Consider the following 18,937-nt stretch of genomic DNA (forward strand, 5'->3'; position numbering starts at 1 on the left):
TCAATTAAGCGGTAGTGAGTTTGGATTTCCTACAGTAAAACCCTAAGACTTTAATGGCTGGTTGGTAAATAGGAATAACCCATCTGAGCCTAAACTCAAGATGGGTTATTTTTTATGATTAAATGAAATACTTATTAGCAAAATGATTATTCAGACCATTTCAGAACAAATCAGACGCCTTGTTTTTTTGTTGCGTTTTTGGTTGAAGAATTGTTGCTCTTCCCTGCTAATGACTGTGTCATTGCTGTTGCTAATGGCTGCGTCATTGCTGTCGCTAATGGCTGCGTCATTCCTGCTGCTAATGGTTGCATCATTTGTTGTAAGTTCGTTGCTTTTATGTTTTTCGGGAAATTCTTAATTAATTGTTGAATATTCCCACTCTTCATTCCTTTTACAACACCAAAAATAGCAGCTCCGACAGCACTCCATGCAAAAAATCTCATTTAATCATCCTCCTACATTCATTTACTGAAAATTTCACAGCTTCGTTAGTATTCGGAGTCGGTAGTTTATTATGCGTATTATTACTTTGTAACTTCCCGTAAATAATGTACTCCATATTAAATGGATTTAAATGGCATGTAATAAAATAGACAAATTTGGAAAAGATAAATGATTGAAGGAAGAATAAAATTAAAGGGGCGGCTACAGCATGTCGATGGAATGGTTTAACAGAGTAACTAGTGAGCTTCAAGATCATCTGAATTCGATTTGTGAAGAATATGATCAAATCGGTCAGATGACGATTGATCAAAGTGCAAAACATCCACGAGTCGAATTTTTTGTCGAGACGGAAGGTAACGAAAGGGATTACTTCTGTACCCTCCTCTTTGACCCACATAATGAAGAGTTTTATGTAGAAACTTTTGATTATGAATTCGAACAACCTGCTAGAATTATTCTCGCAGATATTGAGGATGTCATTGACGCTGTTCATGACAGCTTCCATGATTTCATAAACGGTGACAGCGATATGTTTGTAGCTGTTGATGAGGTTGAAGATGATGATGATGAAATTGATAACGAAGCTGACTACCTTTTAGAAGCTGACGATGGCGAAGAATATTACGTCGGTGAGATTCTAGAAGACGATGATGAAACCATTTTTAAAGAGGTTGAGATTGAATGGGAAACACCTGAAGTTACTGCATTCCAAATCGAGGACGAAGTTGAAGTAACCTATCAATTTGGTGTTGTCAGTGCTACTGGAAACGGCGTTCTCCAACGAGTCAATCGATACTGGTCAGAAGACAACGAGTTCTATAAAGAAGAAAGTACTTTATCGTTTACAAAAGAAGAGGCGAGCACAATCATTGCTATGATCGCGAGTAATATGGACAAAATGTCTTCATACGAAGATCTGTAAAATCTCAGCTTTCCGATTAATATACAAAACAGGTATTAGGGTCACCTATCCTAATGCCTGTTTTAGCATTTCCATTTACTTTTCACTAAAGTGTTTGAATCAAATAAATAATTAACGGCCCCAACATAACAATAAAGATGGCAGGGAATATGAATAGCATCATCGGAAAAATCATTTTTACTGGTGCTTTCATCGCTTGCTCTCTTGCCAATTGTGTTCTTTGCTCTCTTATTCTCACTGTTAATGAACGGATAACTTTTGCCATTCCCACACCTAAGATATCTGCCTGAATTAACGATGTGATAATACTTTGAAACTGATGAACAGGTACACGACTTCGTAAATCAGCATAGGCTTCTCTTCTGGACTTTCCAAGTTTCATATCATCTAACGTTTGCAGGAACTCTTCGGAAAGAGGGCCTTTTGTTTGATTACAAACTTTTAATATTGAAGCATCAAGACCCATTCCCGCTTCGATAGAAAGATTGACCATATCAAAAAAATCGGGCATCATTTTTTGAATCGCAAGTCGCCTCTTTTTAATGATTACACTTAAAAAAAATGACGGATAGTATATGCCAAGTGCCGCTATACTACCAGCAAGCAACAAGCTCGAGAGAATATTGGTATCTAATTTAATCAATAGTATGATGAGAATAACGAAAGGAACAAACCCAAGTAGCAGTTGGAGAAAAAGAAAATCAGTTGACGATAGATTGAGTGGATATCCCGCTTCACGCAACCGTTGATCTAAATTCTTCTTTTTTGATGGTGAGGTTTTTTGATCAATCAGCTTTTTTGCTTTATCATTAATTTTTTTCACTAATATAAGATTGTCTTTGGTATTTCTTCGTTTTTTATCTAGTTTCACATTTACTCCTGCAACGCCAAAGTAAGAGGTTGTTCTTCTGGATATGGCTATTTGCTTACTAAAAACATGCGTTAAAACTGCTCCGAAAACAAACATAAAAAATAGTACAGTAAATAGGAAAGTTAATAAAGTAATCATTTTCTACACCTCAATTTGAACAATTTTACTGATAAAAAACCATCCAAGCATGATGCTGATTGACCCCATAATAACCATTGCCCAACCTAGTGGGTGGGTAAATAATAACTGAAAGTACTCTGGATTGACGAACTTTAAATATAGTGCAAGTGCTAGTGGTAAGATCGTAATTATCATGGCCGACATTTTCCCTTGAGCTGTCAATGTTTTCACTTCATCTTTAACTCTGGATCGGTCAAATATTGTTTCTTGCATGGTCTCTAATAAAACAGCTAAATTCCCACCAGTAGCACGTTGGATGATTAGTGTATTTAAGACAATTTCGAGTTCTTTATCTGGTAATCTCTCTAGCAAATTATGAAAAGCTTCTTCTACCGTTATGCCATAATTAATTTCTTGTAATGCTTTTAAGAATTCAGGTCCTAGTGGTTCTTCAACCTCTTTTGCCACCATATTCAAAGTTTGCATGAAACTAAAACCTGCTCTAAGTGAATTTGCCATCGTGCCTAACGCTTCTCCCAGTTGGTTCGAAGCCATTTGCAGGCGCTTTTTTCGTTTTTTCTTAACATATATAATGGGTAGATGGAATCCGATTATCCCACCCATGATAGTAAATATAACGTGTACTTCTAGAAAATACCCTATTAATAAACATATAATGAAAAGCATAACTCTGCCAATAAATAATTCTATAAGTGATCGTCTTACTCCAGATTGTGTGAGCAGTTGTTCGTGCTTAGAAAGATTGACTACACTTTCAATCCCTTTACTTATTATCTTTAATGAAGAGTTTTCCAGGTATTGAGGTGCTTCCTTATCTTTTTTCGATCGCCTATAGTCATTGATATCAATATACTTTGTTAATCTTTTTTCATATTTAGTTTTTTCAAATAGCTGTGATAGTGCAAATTTGAAGATGACTGTGGTGGTGAAAAATGTAAGTAATAACAGATAAATAATGTGATTTGTCATACCCACTCATCCTTAAACATCGTTTGGATGTTATGTCCTGCTATCGTAAATTTTTCGATACAGTTTGGACGAATTCCGGTAGTAGTAAACTGATGTTCACTTCTACCTGTAGTTGGATTTTTACGCTCATTGTAAACAAATATATCCTGAAGAACAATGGTATCTCCTTCTAAGCCTAACACTTCAGTAATTTTTGTTATTTTCCTTGAGCCATCTTTCATTCGTGCTTGTTGAACGATAAGATCTAAGGCAGCAGAAATTTGTTGGCGAATGGCCTTCACAGGCAAGTCCAATCCCGACATTAAGACCATGGTTTCAAGTCTTGCTAACAAATCCCTGGGGGAGTTTGCATGTCCTGTTCCTAGACTTCCATCATGACCTGTGTTCATCGCTTGAAGCATGTCCAGTGTTTCTCCACCACGTACCTCCCCAATAATAATGCGATCAGGTCGCATTCTGAGAGCATTTCGGACAAGGTCTCGTATGGTGATTTCACCTTGCCCTTCAATGTTTGATGAGCGAGATTCTAAAGCTACAACATGTTCTTGCGATAGTCTTAATTCAGCAGCGTCTTCTATTGTCAAAATTCGTTCATCATTAGGAATAAATGATGAGATGACGTTTAATGTACTTGTTTTACCTGAACCAGTTCCACCACTTATAAAAATATTAAGTTTGGATTTGACAGCTACTTTTAAAAACAGTGCCATGTTTTCACTTAAAGATCCCATTCGTAATAAATCGTTTATCGTAAATGGAACTTCTGAAAATTTCCGAATGGTCATCGTAGGTCCGTTAAGTGCTAGAGGAGGGATAATGGCATTGACACGAGAGCCGTCCGGAAGCCTGGCATCAACCATCGGAACACTTTCATCGATTCGTCGACCTAATGGTGCTACAATTTTTTCGATGACACGTAACACATGTAAATTATCTCGAAAGTGGATAGAAGTTTTTTCGATTTTTCCGTTTACTTCAATATAAATATCGTTCGGTCCATTGACCATTATTTCTGTCACAGAAGGATTATCAAGAAGCGGTGAAATAGGTCCATATCCTGTAATCTCATGTGAAATGTCATGTTTTAGTTGCTTCTTTTCCTCGAAGGTAAGATGGTTTCCTTCTTTCCCCAAAAAATCATTCGTTAGCTTTTCTATTAATGGTTCCATTTCCTGTTTTTGATTCATCGGTTTTTTCAGTTCATCAACAAGGAAGCTATGAAGTACCACTTCTAATTCATTTGAGTTTTTACTCGTAGTTAAAGGTTTTATCGTGATTTCTTGTTTGTTCTCTAAACTTATCTGTTCACCACTTAAACGTGATAATAGGGACATTAAATAAGTCCTCCTACAGGATCCAGTTGTTCGTCATCGTGAATTTCATTTGTTGGTTGGCTTTGAGGGCTATATAATGTTTCAGCCATTTGAAGAATCCTTTTTGACACTTGTGATTTTGGGTGCGAATAGCTTAAAGGCTTTCCTTCATTCACTGCTAATAGCATAGCTTTTTCCATTACAGGAAGGGCTGCAAAAATTCTTTTGCCGATTACCTTTTCTATGGTGCTTGTTGTGATGCCCAAGACTTTGGTTTGTCGATTTAAGACAATCTTAACTCGTTCCTCTAGACGTAAAGAAACTAGCGTATCTAGGAGCAGCTTGCTGTTTTTTAATGTGGGCAAATCGAGGTATGTCAGCAACAAAATATCGTCCGAGTTCTCTAAAGCGACGAGTCCAATTTCATTCATATAACTGGATGCATCAATAATCACCACGTCAAATAGTTGCTTAAGATTAGTAAGTGCCTTCCTTACATCATCGCCTGTTATTACTTCAGCAAATTCAGGTCGTTGTGGTGCCGCTAAAACCGAAATGCCATCTCTAAAATCCGTCAAATAGTTCTCGATTTGTTTACCTTCTTTATCCTCTTTTACCCAATCATATATTGTTAGCTCTGGCTTTAAATCCAAAAACATAGCTATATCACCGAATTGAAGATTTAAATCCATGACTGCAACTGTGATTGATTTCTTTCCATAGGACGCTGCTAGATTTACAGCGATTGTCGTTTTTCCAATCCCACCCTTTGTACTACAAACTGAGATTACTCTTCCATTTTTTTTAGGTTTCAATAACTGTTGAAATAATTTGTTACCACTGTTTTCTATTGCTAGATTAATATCTTCTTTTATTTTATTTAACGAAGTAGAAAGGAAAATAACATCATCAGCTCCTGCTCTTAATGCCCTCTTCATATCGAATTCTACTTCTACATTAAATACCAACAGTATCGTTACTAGAGGAAATTCCTTTGAGATTTTTGAACATAAGCTATATATTTCATACGACTCTGAATTTGGTAATAGCACAATACATTGTTTAACCGATTGTAATTGCTTATATAGTCTAGACTCGTTTGCCACCCAATTTACCATGTTTTCAGGATTTACTATGACATCTATTTTTGAAATCCAATCATAATTTTCAGACACGGAGAATATTTTCACCACTATTTAAACACCCCTTCGTGTAATTCATCTTCGTGAATATGAGTATGAGCGGGTTCAATCTTGTCATCACCATCTTGTCTAAGCATTAAATACAGTTCATATCTTGTAGAAAACCCTAAAATAAGTCCCTCTTTTGGTGTCACTTCAACAGTAACCATCTGATACCGTTTCGTTGTCTCTTCATCATCCGCAGAGTGGCCAATCGCTAAAATTTTAACGTTTTGCAATAGAAGTGTAGCGGAGTCATGCTGGGCTTCCTCTTTTTCTTCCGGTCCTTCCATGACTGCAATTACATCTACATATGAACCTGGGATTACGAATCCCGCTACCCCTTGAACGTCTGTGGTCGCTATAGTTATCGCACGTTTTCCTTCTGAAACTGGAATCATTTTAGGCACGATTTCTACTTCAGCTTTAGCTTCTTCTTTTTTCTCCTTGTGCTCTATTACTAACGGCTTTTCTTGTTGGATAGACGGCTTTTGACTTTCTGTAACCTTTAAGAACAGCAGCACAGAAGCGAAGATTCCAAACACCATAGCAATTATCCAAATTTTCTTCGTATTGATAAATTCACCTGCTCCATTTTTTAGTCTCTAATTTACAAGTTTTATTCCATAGATTCCGAAATGTTCACCAGGTCCGAATGTTCCTCCACTAACGAATTCAATAAATCGACCAATTACTGCTTTATCATTACCATTGGGCTCTACTTTTTCAACCCAAAATGCTGCGAATCCAATAATCTTCACACCTGATCTACCATGTGCATCGTCCCATGATTCAATTATAGGAACAGTGACGATTCGTCTACAGGTTTTATCAGCTGTTTGGTATGACGAACAGTTTAGATTTCCTTTATCCTTGATTATTCTATCTTGAAATCCTTCTCTTACTTTGCCCCAATTCAAGCCGGGTTCGGTTTCTACACTATTGCCTACTTCAACAGGGGTATTAGCGCCGTTACTAATTCCATCATGAAGGATATTTGCACCTCTCCCATCGATTGCTAGAAATCCAAAATTCCCTCTGATGTTTTCACCTGGTTTAGAATGCATCATATATTGTTCTCCAAAACCCGCACTTTCTAGGACTTTACGTTCAAAAGCGACAGGAATAACCCCTTCTCCCTTGAGTAGTGTTTGGACTGTTTCTGCTCGAGCCGAGGCACTAATATCTGTTTGATTAAAGCCCAATATTCTAGCAAATGTTAAATCTTTTGTAACGGACTTTTGTATTTCAATAAAATCGGTTCCAGCAGTTACTTCATTCTCGCTAACTATAAATCCATTCTTTTCTGCTAGTTTAATTGCTTCGTTCGTAGCATTAACTTTCGAAATCTTTAACTCTTGAGCACCACCTAGGACAGCAGCATCTAATGCCTTTTGAAGAAGGCTTTTTTCAAGATAGAGTCCACCTACATCCACAACCAAAGCTGTAAAACCAATTATCATGAACATACAAAAGGCAACCAATAGCATAGCCACTCCACTTTGTTCTTTAAGGAGTGATAAATAGTTTTTCCTCACTATTCCACCCTCATTACTGTTGTGTCTTCCAAATTGAAAGTTCCAATAATTTGTCCAATAAATGGAGTTAAAAAATCAACTGTATAGGTCAATTCAATTGTCACTTCACTTCCGCTCACTCTGTTTACTTTACCTCCGGGTGTTATGGAAATTCCTAACTTATTTTTATCAAGACCACTTGTATCATCTATTATTTTCAATTTGATTTCAGAGTCTTCTGAACCAACTGAAGCTTCCCGAGCAGCTTCACGTCCAGCATGGTCGAGCGTTAGATATACATGAAAAACCCTACCAAAATCCGCAATACCAAATAGAAGCATCAAAATAATAGGTATAATTAACGCGGTTTCAACAAGCGATTGCCCTTTTTGTGATTTCATTGGAATGTCTCCATTAAAAATGTAAGTAGTGCGCCTAATGCTATTGGGATTGCGTATGGAATCGAAAAAGAACCATGCACATCATCTTTAATCACCAAATATCCTTTAGCACTTTTTATAAAAGCTACTGAGAACAACATACGTTTTAGTGTGAAAACAAGCTCTCTTCTTTTAAGAAGAATTAATAGCGCAATGAGACCACCAATGATTCCTGCATAAATACTTGTATAAAAAATGAAAAATGTCCCATTCCATGCTCCTATTGCCGCAAGTAACTTTACATCTCCCGCTCCGATTCCACCCATTAAAAACGGGATAATTAACATACCTAACCCGGCTAAAAAACCTTGCCCACTATATAAAAAGCCTTCTACACCAGACGTAAAGAAATGATAGATAAAGGCAGCGATTATCGATGGAAGCGTCACAATATTTAAGATTTTACGATCACGGAGATCGGTGATAATAGAAATAACGAGAATAAGAATAATTACTAAATTTTGCATAAGGTTTTTCTCCCTTACTTTATTAAAAAAGCCCCACGGTTACGTAGGGCTACTTTAATAAAGTTATTTATATTGCATCTCTAATTTTTGCGAATATCGTTACTAATTTTGGTCCTATAGCTGCTAAAACCGCGATAACTCCAATTGCAATTAATCCCACTAACAACCCATACTCCGTTAACGCTTGTCCGTCTTCTTCCTTGAAAAGCTTCTTTAATTGATTCATCTTTAATTACCTCCAAGTGTTTGATTGTTCGGTTTAACGAACTTACATGAATATATTAAATTTGAACAACATCTAGTACTTAAGAATTAAATTTTTTCGTATAGTGGATTATATGAAATTGAGGAGTGATTACTTTGATATACAAAAGTAAAACAATAAACCTTACAGTGAGGATTAAACATGCAACTACTTTTTGGTCGAGATTTAGAGGTCTTCTATTTTACAAGAGTCCTATAGTTGATGAAGGGCTCTTAATCACGTCATGCAACTCGATTCATATGTTTTTTATGAGATTCCCAATTGATGTGGTCTTTCTTAATCAAAATAATATAGTAGTGAAAGTAGTCCTAAACTTGAAACCATGGCGAATTGTTTCACCTGTCCACTCGGCTTATTCCACACTTGAGCTACCTAGCGGCACAATTAGTAAATGGAATATTTGTGAGGGGGACACGATTGATATATAAGTTCTGACTATGGTTACTCTTTACTCACTATCTACACAAAAGGTTCAACAAATGTGTAGTATGGTTCTTTTCGAACCTATGGCACAAAATAGTGCCGTCTTGTTAAAGTAAAAGGTACTACGTATAATAATTTTCATCTAGAAAATACAACATAGAAATTGGAGAGATTAGAAATGACATATCCAAGAGCGTTTTCACACATAGGATTATCAGTCACAAATTTAGAAGAGGCCATAAAATTCTATAACGAAGTAATGGGATGGTATATCGTAATGGAACCATCAGAAGTAGTTGAAGAAAGTGATACAGCAATTGGTCAAATGTGCATAGATGTATTTGGAGAAGGTTGGAAAACATTTAATATTGCTCACATGGTAACGTCAGATGGAATAGGAATAGAATTATTTGAGTTTAGAAATAGTCAAAAGCCAGAAAATAACTTTGAATATTGGAAGAGTGGCGTATTCCACTTCAGTATTCAAGACCCTGATATTGAAGGAATGGTCAAGAAGATAGTTGCAGCTGGTGGAAAACAACGAATGCCTATCAGAGAATATTATCCTGGGGAAAAGCCATATAGAATGTGTTATGTAGAAGATCCGTTTGGCATAATATTTGAGGTATATAGCCACAGCTATGAAGTAACTTATTCAAAGGGAGCATACTAAAGTAAAATCATTCTCCATTTACTAAAAAAAGAAGATGTAAGCTAAGTGATTATGTTACTTAGTTCACATCTTTTTCTTAAAACTTGATGTCTTTTCACTTTTTCACTTCGTAATGAAGTTCCACGAATTGATTGAAACGCCTCGTTCCTTTTAAAGAAAGTTCCAGTTGATAATCATCCTCTTTAAACAAGGAAATACCTGTTCCAATTAAGGTAGGTGCAACTGTAAGTATAAATTCGTCTACTAATTTCTCCTTTATAAAACCGTGTAATAATTCTCCCCCACCGACAATCCAGATATTTTCCCCTTCTTCGTTCTTTAGCTTATTCATAAAACTAACTATATCTTCATTAACAAATTCCACATTTTTGTTTTCACCATTAACTGATCTTGAAAAGACGAAACATTCTTTATTACTATATGGGAACGCCTCTGGTTCATGGTTCAGAATCCAATCGTATGTTTTTCTCCCCATTAAAATGGTATCCACAGTCTCATAAAACTCTGAATAGCCATTATCACCTTCACCTTCAACCTTAAACAGCCAATCTAATGATTCATTTTTTGTCGCAATATACCCATCTAAACTCGTAGCAATGAACAATACTAATTTCCGTTGACTACTCATGAAATCCCCATCCTTATATGTTTTTCCCCATTGAAATAGCAGCCGTCTTGTAGCCAAGTTTTTTATAAAGAGAATAAGCATGTTGATTTTGACCAAAAACACTTAAACCAAGGGATGTTATTCCTGAACTTTTCACCATACCTTCTAATTCTAGAAGAACAGAACTGGCATATCCCATCTTTCTGAACTCTTCATTAATATAGATATGATAGATATAGGCTCTATCAATATCCGGCTGAATACTATACCAAATCATCCCTACTTTTTCTTTCTGTTCAGTACAGTGAATATTGTATAAAAATTGACCATCTGAATTTTGCTTATTTGGAAGTAAATCATTCATCAAGTCTTTAGACTCTTCCATTGCTTTGTCTAAGGGAAGAACAAAATTCACAGAAAGATCTTGAGCATAGTCTGGTATAAAAAATTCTAGATAATTATCAAATTCCTCTTCATTCATTTTTTCAAATTTCAGCTTCAACAAAAACACTCCTTTATCATTGCAATTTATATACGGCCGTAAAGTTTGAATCAATAATAAAGCAACATATAATTCCTCCTATTTAAAAGCCATACTAAAATCAATGAGGATACTTTTATTTAGTATGGCTATTCTTAAAATATCCGTTTTAAAAATGATTTTATCATATTGATGTTTAGATTCAGTTCATAAATTAGGACACATTAAGCAGATTCCAATATAAAGCAAAGTAACCTACCATAACAATTAGTGAAAATACTGTTCCCCATAGTGCATTTTCTCCTATGCTTTTTCTTCTTATCGCTGAAAACAGAAAAACTATTAGGTTAGGAGACGCTCCAATTGCTGAAAAAACTAATAAAAATTTAATTATTTCGATTTTAGGGGGACGACCCGTTGCTGAACCAAAACCCATGACAGCACCGAAATACATCATAAAATGAAAGCCAACTAAAAGTATATTTATTAGCAAATACTTCTTAAACGTTTTCAAAAGTCCCCCTCCTTTTTCATTTCACTATGTTAGTAATTAGAGGGAAATACTTTTTACTATGTAAATTCTAACTACATAGGCTGTCCTGATTGTTTCAAAAACAATCACGACATCCTGAGCAGCTCCCAAAATACTGTGAAATAACCTACCATAACAATCAATGAAAACACTAATGCCCATAGCGCATTTTCTACAATATTCTTCTTTTTAAATAAGGAATATAGAAAGATAAAAAGGTTAGGAGAAGCTCCAGTAACAGACATCATAAGAATTGCTTGAAAAACCACAATTTGAGGCGGATTAGAGCTCACACTTCCAAAACCCATGGCTGCTGTGAAGTACATCAAAATATGAAAGCCAATTAAAAGGATATTACTTAGCAAATACTTCTTAAACGTTTCCAAAAATCCACCTCCTTTTTCATTTCACTTTGTTCTAGTATTGATAGGATAGATTTCTAGTTAAATAATGTCTTTTTCTCTATTTAGTCTTTCCACTTCGTTTTCCAAATAATTTAGACGTCTATTGATTCTATAAATAATCGGCAAATAGGCAATTACCACAAAGATTAACCATCCCATGTTCTAAGCTCCCTTTTGATATCGATAAGTTAATTAAACTTGATCTCCCTTACTTATAAATAGGTCTAGTACTTTTGAGTATATTTCTGGTTGATCAGAATGAATTAAGTGGCCTGCAAAGGGAATGATTGATACGTGCACATTCTCTTTCATTAACGGGTACACGATAGCTCCTTTTGTTTCGTCTTTATTTACTTCACCAACCATATATAGCACAGGGCACGCAATGCCATCCAAATCTTTTGTCTCTTCAAATGGATACCATTCTTCATTTCTCCCCATATAGAGGAACTGCTTCCAATCAGATTTATGTACACGATCAAAGTATTTTACCGATTCTTCATGATGTAATAATTGAGTCTGACCTTCTACGTTTTCATTGTGTAATTCCAGCCAGTTATCTGGTTTCTCCGGTAAAACACCAGAAATGCATAAACTTTTTGCGTTTTGCGGGAACATTTTAGCAAAGTATAAGCCCACTAATGCACCCAAAGAACACCCAACAATATGTGCTGATTCCACTTCTAAATGATTGAGAGTTTCAAGTAAATCTTTTGCAGAGTCCTCAAAGAAATTCGAAATATCATCTTCAATTGATTTACCATGTCCTCTTAAATCCGGAAGAATAACTTTAAAATTATTTTTAAAATATTCTCTCTGATATGTAAAATCAAGTAAACCAGTTTGTAATCCCGTATGAAGGAATACAAGTGGTTCCCCATCCCCAAAAACTTCCGTATGTAATAACAAAGTCATCCCACTTTTCTAAGTTGTTTTTTTATTAACTGTTAAATTAATTTAAGAGCGCCATATTCTTTGTCATAGTGGTTACCCATCTGAACTCATTACCATTGCCAATAGCATAAATAATGTCCACCCAATGACTATTATGAAGGTAGTCTTAATCAGTATCATTCTTAACCATCTTCACTTAGGTAAGAATGATAAGAAATGTGCTACGAAACTGAGGATTATACTTTATCTCCGTATCTTCAATAATTATTACATTCGCTAAAAATGCTCATATCCCTTTAAATCCCAATTTCGTTTTATTCTTTCACACCTTTGTTACTCTAAAGATTTCCTGATATTAAACAAAAGAAAAGCAGCCGAATATGTACTTTCGGCTGCTTTTGAATTTAGTATTAAACTGAGATGGGCTAATTCTGATTAAATTCATCTTTCAGAACGCCCATTAAAATGGAGTCATAATATTGTCCATTATAAAAGAGTTCATCTCTGACTATTCCTTCTTGTTTAAATCCAAGCTTTTCATATGACTTCTTTCCTCTAGTATTGTAAGAAAAGACATTCAATCCTATCCTATGTAAATTTAATATTTCAAATCCGAATTTTAGTAGCAATGACATCGCTTCAGTACCATAACCTTTGCCCCAAAATTCACGATTGAATATAGAGACTCGAACTACAGAGTTTCGATTTTTGTGATCAATATCCAACATGGCTATATCTCCAATAGGTTGATCATTTTCCTGCAAAAAATTATTATGTCTACCCTGCTACTATCTTCTGATATGTTTTCAAACCATTTTTGAACTCCTAATCGACTAAATACAACTTGTGTTCCTGTTAGTCTCCTAACCTCCTTGTCCCAAAGAGCTTTAGCATAGAACAAATCTAAGTCTTCATTTTCTATTGGTCTAAGATAAACTCTTTTACCCTCTAAGAATTTAATTGCTTCGTATTTTTCTGGAACTTTCATGTTGATCACCTTTTTACCATTTATTTTCCACGATGTTTAGGAATAATTACATACTCCCTTAAAATAGTTCTTCAACTGCAACGTTCTGAAGTCACTTCATTTATTCTCCCGACAACTTATATACATCCTGTCTAGAATGAAATCCATCGGCAATAATCGTATCATCGATATTTAACTGATCCACTGCAATTGGCGATAGTAGAAACGATGGCACTTCTATTTTTCCGTTATTCACTTTTTGGTATTCTCCTACGGTTTCGCCTTTTGCTAGTGCGACCGCAAGCCGTGCTGCCTCGTCAGTTAGCGCTTTTATCGGTTTATAGACGGTCATTGATTGAGTACCTTCAACAATGCGTTGTGCGGCTGCTAGTTCTGCGTCTTGTCCAGCTACTGGAACTTTCCCTGCAAGCCCTTGTTCCATCAATGCCTGAATGACACCGCCAGCTGTTGCGTCATTAGCAGCGATGACTGCGTCAATTTGATTCCCATTCGCTTTTAATGCTGATTGCATGTTTGCCAATGCATTAGCAGGTAGCCAATCCTTCGTCCATTGGTCATATACAATCTTAATGTCACCTTTTTCGATTAACGGCTGAAGCACGTTGAATACGCCTTTCTTCAATAAATGCGCATTATTATCCGTAATAGCCCCTCCGATAAACACATAGTTGCCTTTTGGAACCAACTTGGTCATTGCTTTCGCCTGCATTTCCCCTACTTTCTCATTATCAAAAGAAACATATAAATCAATATCCGCGTTTTTCACTAAACGATCATACGCGATGACTTTAATTCCTGCCAAGTGAGCTTTATGAACGATTGTTGCAGTCGATTCAGCGTTGTGAGGAACAAGAATGAGAAGATCAACACCTTGGCTAATAAGGGTTTCTGCTTGAGAAATTTGTAACGCATCATCGCCGTTTGCTGCCATAATCACAACTTCCGCTCCTAACGCTTCAACTGACTCTTTGAACAGATCCCTATCTCTAAGCCAGCGTTCCTCCTGTAAAGTATCCATAGAAAAACCAATTTTGATTTTTTCATTAGTAGACGCTTCACTTTGCGGAGGACTAATCCGCTCCTCTTTCGTGGGTTTGGCTACTTCTTTTGCACAAGCCGAAGCGATGAACATGAATACCAATGCGAGCAGGAGGAGTCTCCCTTTGATCAATATCTGTCTCATCGGCTTCTCTCCTTTTGCGGTTATGTTTTTCCTTGTCAGTCCTTTTTGCCCAAAAGACTATTTCGGTATTCTTTCGGGGAAACACTACACATTTTTTTAAATACCTTACTGAAATAATTGGGTTCGTGATAACCGACTTCAAAGGTGATTTCTTTTAAGCTTTTCTCGGGATCACTTAGTAATTTCTTGGCTTTTTCAATCCTACATTCAGTTAAGAAATCGATGTAATTGATGCCCAGCTTTTCCTTGAACATTTTACTAATGTAAATCGGACTCAAATCTACTTTTCTTCCTAACGCGTCTAAAGAAATATCTTCATGTGAATGGTCGAAAATATATTGTTTGATTTGATGAATCTTATCCACTTCTACTTGATCATAGTGTTCTACATATGATTGCTGCATTTGCCCAAGTAAATGTTCGGTCTCTGCTCGAAGTTGTCGATAATCTTGCGCTTGGAAGGAATAGAAAGGTGCATCCGTTTCAATGCCCATCTCGCTCATGACGCGCGTTGTGATCCAAAGTAGTTCCAGTACACGTTGTTGTGTTTGCAGTAAGATGGCACCCTCGTTTTCGTAACGATGAGTTAAATCCATCACTCTTACCCTTACTTGCTCCCATTGCCCGAGGCGGATTTGTTCAAAAAACTGTTTTTCCAATTGTTTGGCTTCTTGACCGTCGCTTATGGGATTCAATGCTGGCACATCTGAATAAAAGCGATATTTAACGGGACGTGTTGTATCCATTGTTGCTATTAATGATTCCTGATAGGATTGTCTAATTTGGTCCAGCGAATCACAGACGTTGCCAATTCCAATAAACCATCCTTCTACTAAATTAGATTTCTTCGCTATAGAGAGAATTTCATTAGCAAGGAAAATCACTTGAGAACGGAACGACTTGTCAGGCTGGCGAAAGACAATAATGGGGAGTTGACGACCGTATAAAGCCCCTACCCAGCCGCTTCCCGTCTGCCTAACCTTATCTTTTATGGCAGAATAGTATTTTTCTGAACCTGAAGGTAACAAGATGACCATAACAAATTTTTCATTCGTCGACCGAATGTCCAACATCTCAACGAGCATGTCTATATGGACTTCATGCACATGATCAAATAATAATTGAGTGACAACGTCGGTTTCAACGAGTGTCAATGCATTTTGCATGGCTTCTTGTTGAAACTTACTCGTTGCTAGTGAATTCTGTTCGATTTCACTTTGCTTTAGCACTTTTCCAACCGTGGCGACGATTTCGCTGGCTTTACTAGGTTTCAGTAAATAGTCTTTTACACCAAGCTTAATCGCTTGTCGCGCGTAATCAAACATATCAAAAGCTGTCACCATCACGAATTTGATGTCTGGATGATCCGCACTTATTTGCTCTACTGCTTCAAGACCGTTCATCCCGGGCATCATAATATCCATTAAGATTAATTCCGGTTTAAACTCACCGGCCATTTCGACAGCGACCTTGCCGTTTTTCGCTTGTTTAATCTCGAGCTCTGGGTAAGCTTTGTGCAAGATTGCTTGCATTCCTTCCCGCTCGATTGGTTCGTCATCTACGATCAGGAGCTTTCTCATTGTTCTCGATTCTCCTTACTTTCGGTAATTTCAATACAACTTTCGTACCGCGACCTTCTTTGCTTTCAATATGGATTACGTCCTCATAGCCATAGAACAGACGTAGTCTCTTGACGACGTTACTAAATCCAATTCCAGTTGAGTGTCCTTCCGATTCGACGAGACGTTCCTCTAGAATTTGCTTGATTTTATCCTCCGACATGCCCACGCCATCGTCTTCGATTTCAATCGTCACCCGTTCGTCTCCATCAAACACTCGGAACCAAATGCTACCCCCATCTTCCTCCGGCTCGATAGCATGGATGACTGCATTTTCTACAATCGGTTGTAAGGTTAGACCAGGAATTTGCATTTGCAGACAAGACTCGTCTATGTCCATATGAAACTCTAAACGGTCCGTAAACCTGGCTTTTTGAATCTCCATATATTGCTGTAAAACGATGACTTCTTCGTAGAGTGTAACGGATCGGTCTAAACGTTTTAAATTGTAGCGTAGCAAACCGGCAACACTGACGAGTAAATCACTCGTTTCTTCAGCACCTTCTAGATATGCCTTCTTGGAAAGTGTGTTTAGCGTGTTAAACAAAAAGTGTGGATTAATCTGGCTTTGCAGACTGCGAAGCTGACTCTCTTTCAACAGAAGCTTATTCTGCTGCAACTCATGCTCAAGCTGAGCCTTTTGTTGAATTTCTGAAATTAAGTTATTTATATTGATACGCATATGATCGAATGTCTTTGCGAGAAAAGCAATTTCGTCATTAGACTCTACCTTGATTTGCATATCGAATCGGCCTTTAGACAGCTCATTGGCAGCCTTCGTCAATTGATGCACGGGTCTTGTAATGGTTAACGAGAACCAATACGTCAGCAAAAGAAGCGACACGATTATTAATAGAAGCAACCAAACACCCAGCTTTTTAAATTCGACGGATTGCTCAATGATCCCTCGATAGAGGACGTCATATGTCTTCAATTCGGTGTCGATCACAGTGAGCGTCATTTCGGAAATATACTTAGAGATGCGCGTCGCTTCAGAAAATTCTTTTGCGGATGCCTCTACTTCTGCTTCTGACTGAAACATCAGTGATCGATTGGTCGTTTCAATGAAACTGTCAATCAAATTAATATAGTTGGTCAATGCAAACTCATTCTCTTCGTTGACCAAATTGTAGACTTCGTATTTTGCATATCGAATTTTCTCTTGACTCACATTAATCTGTTCGAGATTAGCAAGTGACGGATTAAGTAAATAGTTGTTAAGATCCGTAATAACTTTTTGGCTTGAGCTTGTTACTTCATTCATGATTAAATAGCGTTGTAAAATATCATTATATTGATTTTGCGTTTTCTGATTGTAATAAGTGAAAGCCAGCCAAATCGATACCATGATAAATAACACAACCGTCGCGAGCATCCATATTTTCTTCTGAATAGTATTCATTACATATCTGTCGCCTTTACTATACGAATGTCAGTAAGATAACCATCCATGTTTAGAGGAACGGTTACATCTGTTAGATATTTCATGATTAAGTTCACACTGAGTTCACCCATCTTCTCTGGGGATTGTTCAATCATCCCGTCGAGTTTTCCTTGATTTAACAACGACAACGATTCTGGTCCATCATCAAAGGTATAAATATGATACGGTTCGACTTGAGAACGCCTGCCAATTTCTTGTATCATGGCCCCTGCATTATTCGCATTAACTGCGATAAATGCATCCACATCAGGCAGCTGGTTTAGTAAATCCTGTGTAGCGGCGATTACCTGCTCCTTCGTATCCGTTGTTTCTGCATATAAGGTTTCGACATTCGGGTAGCCTTTTAACACGTCTTGGATTCCTTGAAGACGTTGCCGTTGATGATACTCCTGTTCACTCTCACCTAAAATGATGACTTTTCCTGATTGTCCCATGTCAGATATCAACTGCTTGGCTATCATCTTCCCGGCTAAAATCTGATCTGAACCGACATAGGTTTTTCTAAGACTTTCCTCAACAGGCACGTCATTCGCTACTGTAATAATCGGGATTCCAGAAGATGCAGATTTGACTTTCGTCAAACTTTTAAACTCTTCCGTATCTAGTCCCTGTACGATAATTCCGTCCATTTTAGAATGAATCGCAATTTCAATTTTTTTCAAAAAATCATCTTGGTTATTGCCATAACTTCCCCATACTTCCAGGCTAACCCCTTCTTTTTGAGCTTGCTTAATCGCCCCTTCGCCGACCTTGTCCCAAAATGGTGTTTCAAGTTCTTGGGTAATGAGAACAAGTCGATATTGTTCCTCATTAGGGGCTGAAGTTTGAGGTGGTTGGAAATCGGAGTTAAAGACCTTTTCTGCTGATACAAACGTAAAATAACTAAGAATAGCGAATACGCAACAGAGTATAATAATGCCTATTTTTCGCAATAGAAGTGTCTCCTTTTTCCTACGTGAAACTCTTTTTATCTTACCATCTACGGGAGAATCTTCAATACTTTCTGACAACTTATGAGAGGTATCAAGACCTTTCAATGTACAAGAGATCCATAACGGAATAATCTTTGCCAATTTCTTACGAGTTTAGTAGGAGTAAAAAGGATGAATGTTAAGATGAGGAGGTTAGAAAATTGGGGATTCATGCATCTTGTTAATGA

At 36.9% G+C, this 18,937-nt stretch carries 24 protein-coding genes; 3 read left to right on the forward strand and 21 right to left on the reverse strand.

The genetic code is table 11. The features are described from left to right. Positions 1 to 170: 170 nt before the first annotated feature. Complete coding sequence (locus ACFPYN_RS04680; protein WP_377732848.1) at positions 171 to 443, reverse strand: hypothetical protein; 273 nt, start codon at positions 441 to 443, stop codon at positions 171 to 173. 209 nt (positions 444 to 652) lie between these two features. Here ACFPYN_RS04680 and ACFPYN_RS04685 point away from each other — a divergent pair, with 209 nt between their 5' ends. Beyond that, positions 653 to 1,366, forward strand: coding sequence for a hypothetical protein (locus tag ACFPYN_RS04685; RefSeq protein WP_377732849.1), 714 nt, complete (start codon positions 653 to 655; stop codon positions 1,364 to 1,366). 85 nt (positions 1,367 to 1,451) lie between these two features. Here the strand turns inward: ACFPYN_RS04685 and ACFPYN_RS04690 are convergent, their stop codons facing one another. The 9 genes from ACFPYN_RS04690 to ACFPYN_RS04730 all read right to left on the reverse strand — a co-directional run bounded on the left by ACFPYN_RS04690 (position 1,452) and on the right by ACFPYN_RS04730 (position 8,491). Further along, the gene (locus tag ACFPYN_RS04690) at positions 1,452 to 2,375 is read right to left on the reverse strand and encodes a type II secretion system F family protein (protein ID WP_377732850.1); all 924 of its coding nucleotides are present in this window, start codon (positions 2,373 to 2,375) and stop codon (positions 1,452 to 1,454) included. 3 nt (positions 2,376 to 2,378) lie between these two features. After that, complete coding sequence (locus tag ACFPYN_RS04695; RefSeq protein WP_377732851.1) at positions 2,379 to 3,347, reverse strand: type II secretion system F family protein; 969 nt, start codon at positions 3,345 to 3,347, stop codon at positions 2,379 to 2,381. Continuing rightward, a complete protein-coding gene (locus ACFPYN_RS04700; protein ID WP_377732852.1) occupies positions 3,344 to 4,681 on the reverse strand; it encodes a CpaF family protein in 1,338 nt (445 codons plus the stop codon). Before ACFPYN_RS04700 ends, ACFPYN_RS04695 begins: the two co-directional genes overlap by 4 nt. Then, on the reverse strand, positions 4,681 to 5,853 hold the full coding sequence (locus tag ACFPYN_RS04705; RefSeq protein WP_377732853.1) for an AAA family ATPase: 1,173 nt from the start codon (positions 5,851 to 5,853) through the stop codon (positions 4,681 to 4,683). Before ACFPYN_RS04705 ends, ACFPYN_RS04700 begins: the two co-directional genes overlap by 1 nt. Further along, on the reverse strand, positions 5,853 to 6,389 hold the full coding sequence (cpaB, locus tag ACFPYN_RS04710) for a Flp pilus assembly protein CpaB (protein ID WP_377732854.1): 537 nt from the start codon (positions 6,387 to 6,389) through the stop codon (positions 5,853 to 5,855). Before cpaB ends, ACFPYN_RS04705 begins: the two co-directional genes overlap by 1 nt. 57 nt (positions 6,390 to 6,446) lie before the next feature. Next, positions 6,447 to 7,379, reverse strand: coding sequence for a pilus assembly protein TadG-related protein (locus ACFPYN_RS04715; RefSeq protein ID WP_377732855.1), 933 nt, complete (start codon positions 7,377 to 7,379; stop codon positions 6,447 to 6,449). Further along, on the reverse strand, positions 7,379 to 7,759 hold the full coding sequence (locus tag ACFPYN_RS04720; RefSeq protein WP_377732856.1) for a TadE/TadG family type IV pilus assembly protein: 381 nt from the start codon (positions 7,757 to 7,759) through the stop codon (positions 7,379 to 7,381). The genes ACFPYN_RS04715 and ACFPYN_RS04720 overlap by 1 nt, the downstream gene beginning before the upstream one ends. Next, positions 7,756 to 8,265 carry an A24 family peptidase gene (locus ACFPYN_RS04725; protein ID WP_377732857.1) on the reverse strand — a complete coding sequence of 170 codons (510 nt, stop codon included), beginning with the start codon at positions 8,263 to 8,265 and terminating at the stop codon, positions 7,756 to 7,758. The genes ACFPYN_RS04720 and ACFPYN_RS04725 overlap by 4 nt, the downstream gene beginning before the upstream one ends. A gap of 67 nt (positions 8,266 to 8,332) precedes the next feature. Next, the gene (locus ACFPYN_RS04730; RefSeq protein WP_377732858.1) at positions 8,333 to 8,491 is read right to left on the reverse strand and encodes a Flp family type IVb pilin; all 159 of its coding nucleotides are present in this window, start codon (positions 8,489 to 8,491) and stop codon (positions 8,333 to 8,335) included. A 167-nt stretch (positions 8,492 to 8,658) separates the two neighbouring features. On the opposite strand from ACFPYN_RS04730, the gene ACFPYN_RS04735 reads away from it, so the two are divergent. Together ACFPYN_RS04735 and ACFPYN_RS04740 are read left to right on the forward strand one after the other, a co-directional pair. Beyond that, positions 8,659 to 8,958: a DUF192 domain-containing protein gene (locus tag ACFPYN_RS04735; protein ID WP_377732893.1), complete on the forward strand. Its 300-nt coding sequence runs from the start codon at positions 8,659 to 8,661 to the stop codon at positions 8,956 to 8,958. Positions 8,959 to 9,131: 173 nt separating this feature from the next. Further along, positions 9,132 to 9,626 carry a lactoylglutathione lyase family protein gene (locus ACFPYN_RS04740; protein WP_377732859.1) on the forward strand — a complete coding sequence of 165 codons (495 nt, stop codon included), beginning with the start codon at positions 9,132 to 9,134 and terminating at the stop codon, positions 9,624 to 9,626. A gap of 94 nt (positions 9,627 to 9,720) precedes the next feature. On the opposite strand, the gene ACFPYN_RS04745 is transcribed toward ACFPYN_RS04740, so the two are convergent. The 11 genes from ACFPYN_RS04745 to ACFPYN_RS04795 all read right to left on the reverse strand — a co-directional run bounded on the left by ACFPYN_RS04745 (position 9,721) and on the right by ACFPYN_RS04795 (position 18,710). Then, positions 9,721 to 10,254, reverse strand: a complete 534-nt coding sequence (locus tag ACFPYN_RS04745; RefSeq protein WP_377732860.1) for a dihydrofolate reductase family protein — start codon at positions 10,252 to 10,254, stop codon at positions 9,721 to 9,723. Between the two features lie 13 nt (positions 10,255 to 10,267). Further along, positions 10,268 to 10,735, reverse strand: a complete 468-nt coding sequence (locus tag ACFPYN_RS04750; protein WP_377732861.1) for a GNAT family N-acetyltransferase — start codon at positions 10,733 to 10,735, stop codon at positions 10,268 to 10,270. A gap of 193 nt (positions 10,736 to 10,928) precedes the next feature. Beyond that, complete coding sequence (locus tag ACFPYN_RS04755) at positions 10,929 to 11,228, reverse strand: hypothetical protein (RefSeq protein ID WP_377732862.1); 300 nt, start codon at positions 11,226 to 11,228, stop codon at positions 10,929 to 10,931. A 104-nt stretch (positions 11,229 to 11,332) separates the two neighbouring features. Next, positions 11,333 to 11,632, reverse strand: a complete 300-nt coding sequence (locus ACFPYN_RS04760) for a hypothetical protein (protein WP_377732863.1) — start codon at positions 11,630 to 11,632, stop codon at positions 11,333 to 11,335. Between the two features lie 210 nt (positions 11,633 to 11,842). Next, entirely contained in the window at positions 11,843 to 12,559 is a 717-nt protein-coding gene (locus tag ACFPYN_RS04765; RefSeq protein WP_377732864.1) for an alpha/beta fold hydrolase, read from the reverse strand. Positions 12,560 to 12,969: 410 nt separating this feature from the next. Further along, positions 12,970 to 13,272: a GNAT family N-acetyltransferase gene (locus ACFPYN_RS04770; protein ID WP_377732865.1), complete on the reverse strand. Its 303-nt coding sequence runs from the start codon at positions 13,270 to 13,272 to the stop codon at positions 12,970 to 12,972. A gap of 2 nt (positions 13,273 to 13,274) precedes the next feature. Then, positions 13,275 to 13,532 (reverse strand): hypothetical protein, encoded by a 258-nt coding sequence (locus ACFPYN_RS04775; RefSeq protein ID WP_377732866.1) that lies wholly within the window; start codon positions 13,530 to 13,532, stop codon positions 13,275 to 13,277. A 100-nt stretch (positions 13,533 to 13,632) separates the two neighbouring features. Then, positions 13,633 to 14,715, reverse strand: coding sequence for a D-xylose ABC transporter substrate-binding protein (xylF, locus tag ACFPYN_RS04780; protein WP_377732867.1), 1,083 nt, complete (start codon positions 14,713 to 14,715; stop codon positions 13,633 to 13,635). A 35-nt stretch (positions 14,716 to 14,750) separates the two neighbouring features. Then, positions 14,751 to 16,295: a response regulator gene (locus tag ACFPYN_RS04785; RefSeq protein ID WP_377732868.1), complete on the reverse strand. Its 1,545-nt coding sequence runs from the start codon at positions 16,293 to 16,295 to the stop codon at positions 14,751 to 14,753. Further along, positions 16,270 to 17,736 carry a sensor histidine kinase gene (locus ACFPYN_RS04790; protein WP_377732869.1) on the reverse strand — a complete coding sequence of 489 codons (1,467 nt, stop codon included), beginning with the start codon at positions 17,734 to 17,736 and terminating at the stop codon, positions 16,270 to 16,272. Before ACFPYN_RS04790 ends, ACFPYN_RS04785 begins: the two co-directional genes overlap by 26 nt. Then, complete coding sequence (locus ACFPYN_RS04795; RefSeq protein WP_377732870.1) at positions 17,736 to 18,710, reverse strand: substrate-binding domain-containing protein; 975 nt, start codon at positions 18,708 to 18,710, stop codon at positions 17,736 to 17,738. The genes ACFPYN_RS04790 and ACFPYN_RS04795 overlap by 1 nt, the downstream gene beginning before the upstream one ends. Positions 18,711 to 18,937 lie beyond the last annotated feature (227 nt).

It is taken from the genome of Paenisporosarcina macmurdoensis (assembly GCF_042658845.1).
GTDB lineage: Bacteria > Bacillota > Bacilli > Bacillales_A > Planococcaceae > Paenisporosarcina > Paenisporosarcina macmurdoensis.